The sequence below is a fragment of the Streptomyces sp. NPDC001492 genome (genome assembly GCF_053597275.1).
Map to the genome: position 1 here is coordinate 71,401 of NZ_JBSFHW010000048.1, position 6,559 is coordinate 77,959.

The 6,559-nt window shown below is 70.3% G+C and carries 4 protein-coding genes and 1 pseudogene; 1 reads left to right on the plus strand and 4 read right to left on the minus strand.

Annotated features, from left to right (window positions below):
* Window positions 1-168: 168 nt before the first annotated feature.
* Entirely contained in the window at window positions 169-615 is a 447-nt protein-coding gene (locus tag ACWC1K_RS41195; protein ID WP_450838307.1) for a nuclear transport factor 2 family protein, read from the minus strand.
* Between the two features lie 184 nt (window positions 616-799).
* Here ACWC1K_RS41195 and ACWC1K_RS41200 point away from each other — a divergent pair, with 184 nt between their 5' ends.
* The gene (locus ACWC1K_RS41200) at window positions 800-1,699 is read left to right on the plus strand and encodes a helix-turn-helix domain-containing protein (protein ID WP_450838309.1); all 900 of its coding nucleotides are present in this window, start codon (window positions 800-802) and stop codon (window positions 1,697-1,699) included.
* Between the two features lie 186 nt (window positions 1,700-1,885).
* Here ACWC1K_RS41200 and ACWC1K_RS41205 read toward each other — a convergent pair.
* From ACWC1K_RS41205 to ACWC1K_RS41215, 3 genes and pseudogenes are all read right to left on the minus strand, one after another.
* Window positions 1,886-4,932: pseudogene (locus tag ACWC1K_RS41205) on the minus strand (Tn3 family transposase).
* 175 nt (window positions 4,933-5,107) lie between these two features.
* Complete coding sequence (locus ACWC1K_RS41210) at window positions 5,108-5,968, minus strand: helix-turn-helix domain-containing protein (protein ID WP_450838310.1); 861 nt, start codon at window positions 5,966-5,968, stop codon at window positions 5,108-5,110.
* A gap of 133 nt (window positions 5,969-6,101) precedes the next feature.
* Window positions 6,102-6,559: aldo/keto reductase (locus ACWC1K_RS41215; RefSeq protein WP_450838312.1), on the minus strand; the 458-nt coding region annotated here is incomplete at its 5' end.

A 6,559-nucleotide genomic window follows, 5' to 3' on the forward strand; every position in this document is an offset into this window, starting at 1 on the left:
TGTTCCTTCGTGTGTGGTGCGCGTGCGTGTGTGGTGCGCGTGGCCGGTCGCGGTGTCGCTGATGCGGACAGGGGGCATCGATGCGACGGCCTGGGCTGGGGATGGGCCGGCCGAGTTGCTCGCGCTGCCGCGCGGCGACTCGGCCGGAATCGTGACGAGGTGCCGTCGTCAGCGGGTGCCCGCCGCCTCGGCGCGCGCGTAGAACGCGGCGAGCTCGTGGGGGTTCTTGGTGTAGACGTCGATCTTGCGGACCGTGCCGTCCTCGACCGTGTGGATCTCGACCATGGTCAGCGGGAACTCCTCACCGGTGGTGTGGGCCGTGAGCGTTCCGGTGAGCGTTCCGACGACGGTGTCGGCCGGGCCCTCGAACACCTGGGCCTCGGTGATGGCGACGTTGGCGTAGCCCATCATCGCGCCCAGGATCGACTGCACGAACACCTCGCGGCCCTGGTGCACGCCGCCGTAGGGCAGCTGGGTCGGTTCGTCGACGATCACCTCGGGGTCGAGCTTGGCCAGGACACCCGGCACGTCGCCCTTGCCCAGCGCGTCATACAGCTCTCGCACGACCTGCGCGGGGCTCTCCGCCTGCGTCTTCGCCTTGCGCGTCCAGTTCATGTTGCGTGCCCTCCAGTTGTGTTAGGTCGGCCGGCCCGGGGCACATGCGTCCTCGCACCGGTCGGGCCCCGGAGGATCGGGGCACGCACCATGCAACGGCAGAGGGGCGTGACGGGGGAGTTTCCGCTGTGAGGGGTACTGGCAGGGTCCCCCACCGCTCGCGTGGCCCGCCTACGCTGTCGTCATGGACAACCGGGACGCAGTCAGCGCTTTCCTCCGCTCCCGACGCGACAAGATCACTCCCGAGCAGGCGGGTCTGCCGACCTACGGTCAGCGGCGGGTGCCGGGACTGCGCAGGGGAGAGGTCGCCACGCTGGCCGGGGTGAGCGTCGAGTACTACACGCGCCTGGAGCGCGGCAACCTCCAAGGTGTCTCCGACAGCGTGCTGGACGCCCTTGCCCACGCTCTGCGGCTGGATGCCACCGAGCGCATGTACCTGTACGACCTCGCCCGTGCTGCCGGGCTGGCGCCCAGGGCGCGGGCACGGCAGCGGGAGGTCCGGCCGACGGTGCGGCCGAGCTTGGCGCGGATCGTCGAAGGCATGCCGGGGATGCCGGCATACGTGATGAACGACCGCCTCGATGTGCTGGCCGCCAACCCACTGGGCCGGGCCCTGTACTCGGAGATGTACGCCGATGCGACCTGCGGGGCGAACGTCGCCCGGTTCGCGTTCCTCAACCCCGCGGCCAGGCGGTTCTACACCGACTGGGAGCGCATGGCCCGCTTCGCCGTGGGCGCGCTGCGCGTCGAGGCGGGGAAGAGCCCCTACGACCGGGAACTGTCGAACCTGATCGGTGAACTGTCCACCCGCAGCGACACCTTCCGTGTGATGTGGGGATCCCACGACGTGCATGTCTTCCGCGAGAGCACCAAACGCCTCCACCATCCGCTTGTCGGCGACCTCGAACTCGATCAGGAGACCATGAGCCTGCCGGACGAAAGCGGCCTGAGCGTGGTTGTCTACAGCGCGCCCCCCGAAACCGCCGCTGAGGACGGCCTGAAGCTGCTCGCCAGCTGGTCCGCCACAACCGGACTAGAGCAGGACACGGAATCCACGAGCAAACCGTCGACCTGGCAGCCCTGACGGGCTACACCTGCCCGAAGAACCGCTCCACCCCGCTTGCGGCCACCTGCGGAGCACATGTCGCCCAGCTCTGGTGACCGGGGCTGGGGAATTCCAGGCTCTGCCGGCGATCTCGTTATGCGCACCGCCGGACGTACCTCCTGGCCATAGCTCCAGGGTCCTCCCATCCGGTGGCGCGGGGCCGGGTTATTCCTCGTCGGTGGCGTCCGGATCGCGCAGCGGACGCAGGCCGCCGGGCAGGTCGGGAAGCTGGAAGGAGTACCGGCCGAGCATGTTGATGTGGTGCCGCACGAACGGCGAGAGGCGGGCCACGTCCTCGTCACGGACGTCGAAGCCGTCCGCACGCAGCTGGCTCACCGCGGCGTCCATGTATCGCGTGTTGAACAGCACCAAGGCGTTTAGGACCAGGCCCAGGGCCCCGATCTGGTCCTCCATGCCGTCCTGGTAGCGCTGGTACAGCTGTCCGGAGCGGCCGTGGAAGATCTTCCGGGCGAGCGAGTGGCGGCCCTCCTGGAGGTTCGCCTGGCTCTTGATCTGCCTGCGGTAGCCGGGCTCGTCGGCCAGGCGCAGGATGTGCAGGGTCTTGGCGATCCGCCCGTAGTGGGCGATCGCGTCGCCGAGCGGAGTGGGGCGCCCGTCCCGCGACAGCATCCGGATCACGTCGTACGCGCGCACGGCTCCGGTGTGGATGGAGCCGATGATCCGAAGGATGTCCTCCCAGTGCCGCTCAATCCTGGCAAGGTCGATGCGGCCCCGGGCCGCGTACTGGAAGGCGCCGTAGTCGGCGGCACGGTCGATGCGCCACATCTTCTGATCCGGCAGGTCAGCGAGCTGCGGCGCGTACGCGAACCCTGCCAGGGTCAGTAGCCCGAAGACAATGTCGCTGTACGAGGCGGTGTCCGTGACGATCATCTCGGGGCGCTTGCCGCCGTCGCGGTCGTAGAGGACGTCCAGTACATACAGCGAGTCGCGCGGGGTGCCTGCCACCACCTTCCCGCCCAGCCCCGCCGCCTGGTCATTGATCATGTTGAGCCAGGTCGCCCCGCCCCGGCGCCCGGGTTCGGCCGGGCGTATACCGATGGCACGGGCACGACGAACCGCATGCCGTCCACCGAGGCGACCAGGCCGCCGCCCCACGCCTGCGCGAGCGGGATGGACGCCTGGTAGTCGATCAGCGTGGCGTTCGCGGCCCGGTAGGTGGCCAGCCGCAGATACGTCTGGTCGACGTGGGACAGCCGCCCGTACTTCAGGGTGTCCGCGGCCCCGATGACCGGGGTGTAGCCGACGTTGCAGCTGTGCGCGACCAGCAGCGCGGCGATCGTCACGTGCAGGTCCTTCAGCCTCGCCTCGCCACCGGTGACCGAGGTGAACGCCTGGTCGGCGCCGGTCCACGAGAACACTTCCAGCAGGGCCTCCGGCAGGTCGACCCGGGGCAGCATCGCCTCCACCGCCTCCCGCAGCTGGTGCAGGGAGGCGGGTTCCGGCTCCGGCTCCAGCGCGGCGAAGTGCAGCCGTCCGTCGTCGTCGAACACGATCTGGGAGTTCGCCGGCACCCGTGCGGCGACCTCGCGGTAGGTACCGTCCAGCAGCGCGGCCCGCGCCGCCAGGTGCTCGCCCGCCTCGGCGGGCAGACGCAGGGAGGCCAGCACGGTGGGCTTGGCCTGCTCCCATGCGTCCCCGTCCAGCAGCTTCGCGCGGGGATCGCCCCACTTGGAGGAGTTCTTCGCGAACACCTCGCGTCGGCGGAGCATCCGGTGGAACTGCTCCAGCACGCAGAACGCATACGCCTTCCAGTCGACCGTGCCCGGCTCCAGGTGCGGCGCGGACAGCACCAGCCGCCGCCAGGAGCCGGTGAGCAGGCCGGTGTCGATCTCGGCGGGGCCGACCTTCTTGCGTCCCATCAGATCCGGCAGCGACTTCAACGCCTTCAGGACCGGCAGGCCCTCCGGCGTGGCGCCGAAGTCGACCACCGTCACCAGGGGCTTCAGGAACGGCCGCACGGTGCCGAACCGGGTGACGAGCTGGGTCCGCCATGCCTCATCGGCGTCCGAGTCGAGCGGCGGGGTCAGCTCGAACAGCGCGGCGATCGCCGCCGCCAGCTCGTGCCGGGGCACCACCTGCTCGATCCGCTCCCACATCGCCTCCAGCGTCTCCACCTCGGGCGGGCTGATCTCCCCGGTGTCGGTGTCGACCTGCTCGCTGGTGGTGTCGAACACGATCTGGAACGCGGCGGCCAGCTTCGCCGACGCCCGCTCCACCCGCGGCAGCGTCTTCAGCTTCTCCTTCGCCGTCTCCCGCTCCGCGCGGGCCAGCAGCTTGGTCGCGATCAGCACCTCCAGGAGGTCCAAGGCGTCATCGACCGCCCGGGACGTCAGGTAGACCGCGGTGGCCAGCAGCGTGGCCAGGCGCCGGGAGTCACCGTGCCGCCGCAGCAGCGACGCCTTACCGTCGATCCCGTACCGCGACAGCTCCGCCAGCCGACGCGGCGGTATCGCGGACACCTCCACCTCGCCCATTCCGAAGGCGGCGATCTCCCCCGCACGCTCCAGCGCCCACTTCATCTGCGGGCCGGAGATCCGCACCGGACCCCGGCGCAGCCGGTCCAGCTCCGACACCCGGGCGCCGGGCGCCACCGTCAGCAAGGAGTCCAGCACCGCCCGCTGACCGGTGCTCAGCAGCCCGTAGAGGGTGTCCCACAGCCGGTGGTTCGCAGCCTCCCGCACGGCGGCCACCAGCCGGGCCAGGGTCGTCACCCCGGGCAGCAGCACCCGCCGCTCACGCAGCCACCCCGCCGCCGCATCGAACAGGGCCTTCGGGCCCTCCCCAGTCGTCCAGGCCCGTGCGTCCACCCACGCCCGCAGCTCCGCCTCCGCCTCGGCGAACTCCGTGTACTCCAAGACCCGCCGCAGCTCACGGACGTGGTCGAGCCGGGTGTTCTCCCGCTCGCCGTACGCCTTCAGCGCCGACACGTCCTCGATGCCGAGCTGCTCGGCGAGGTAGTCGACCACCTCCGCCGGCACATCGGTCGGATCGTCCAGGAACACCCCGAGGAACCGAACCGTGGTCATCTGCACCGCGAACCCGAACCGGTTGTGGGCCCGTCGTTTCGGCTCGATCAGCGCCCGGTCCGCGTCGTCCAGGAAGAAGAACCGCTCCAACTCCGTACGGGACGGCGCCCCGTCGTACGCCGCGTACTTCGCGGCCTGCTCATCCGTCAGAAACTCGACCGGCACCCCGGACCTCCAGACAGTCAGTGATCAACACGACTGCCGAAGGCTCCGCCCGCACCAAAGCCCAGGTCAAGGCGCTCTCAGGCGCGCGACGGGCTTAGCGCCGGTTTTCGTTCCGATGTTCCTCAACCCCCGAAGAACACTGATCGCCGTCACCGGGCGCGAGCATCGAGCACGACTACCGCGAACCGCCGAACCCAGTGCGTCCACCGGCCGGTTGCGGCTGCGATGAGGGAACCGCGCGGCCGTACGGACCCCCGACCGCGGGCGTGGAACCGGACCGGCGTATGGCACGCGGGCTCGCCCCGAGTTCACGGCGGCAGGCCTTGTTGAAGGCCTGGAGGTCGGCGATGCCCACGGCCGCGGCGATGGCGGTGACGGACAGGGTGGACGAGAGCAGGAGATGACGGGCGCGTTGAAGGCGCCGGTGCCGGATGTACGAAACCACCGTGTGGCCGGTCTCGGCACGGAACACCCGCGTCAGGTGGGTGTGGGAGACCCCGACGGCGTGGGCGACGTCCGGTACGGACAGCGGGCCCGCCAGGTGCACTTCGATGTAGGCCTGCGCCGCGGCCACGAAGGGATGGCTGCGTCCGGCTCCCTCGCCCCTCGGCAACTCGGCGACGCGCCACAGAGCGGTCCAGACCTCGGCGGTGGCACGCGGGGGAGAGGACGGCATGGCCGCGACGGCGTTCCGGAGCAGATCGGCGAGGCGCGTGCTCTCGCCCCCGGCGTCCTGCATCACCGGGACCGATCGCGCAACTCCCGTGTCGTTCAGCCGCAGATGGGCGTAGAGGTGCTCCGACCTGCCCCGGTAGCCGAAGTGAACCTCCGTGTCCGGGGGCACGAGGCTGACGTGACCGGGCCTGATGGGGTGGACGGACTGCCCGAGGGACAGCGTGCCCTCGTAGTTGTAGAGGTGCAGCTGCCACAGACCGGGCAGCCGGAAGGCTTCGTGATCGGTGGCGACACCGTGGACCCCGATGCCCACGGCCGCCACGGTGGGCGGCTCGTCGAGCCGCAGTGTCACCAGCTTCATGAGGACGGAAAGCTACCAGCACTGGATGAATGCGGCCCACGACAGAGCCGTGCGGAGCCCTCACGTTCGTCGCATGCCGACCAGGCGGCGTCCAGGCGCCGGTCCGACTTCTCGAACAGCGGCACCTGCTGCGTCACGGTCGAGGCGCGTCAGGAACGGCGGGGCGCGGCTCCTCGCTCGAGGTGGGCACGTCAGGCCTGATCAGGCCCTGTGCACGCAGTTCGTCCCAGAGGCCGTCGGGGACGTGCTGGGAGTGCAGTTGGACGTTGCGCCGGACCTGTTCCGCGGTGCGCATGCCGAGGGTGACGTTGACGACGGCGGGGTGTGTGGAGGGGAAGGCGATGGCGGCGGCGGGCAAAGTGGTGCCGTGGCGCTCGCAGACCTCGGCGATGGCCGACGCCCGCTGCACCAGCTCTGTCGGGGCGTCCTGGTAGTCGTACTTCATGCCCGCGGCGGGGCGGTCCTGGGAGAGCAGGCCGGAGTTGAAGACGCCGACGGCGACGACGCTCTTGCCGTGTTCTCGGGCGGCGGGCAGGACGTCGTCGAGGGCGGACTGGTCGAGGAGGGTGTAGCGCCCGGCCAGCATCACCA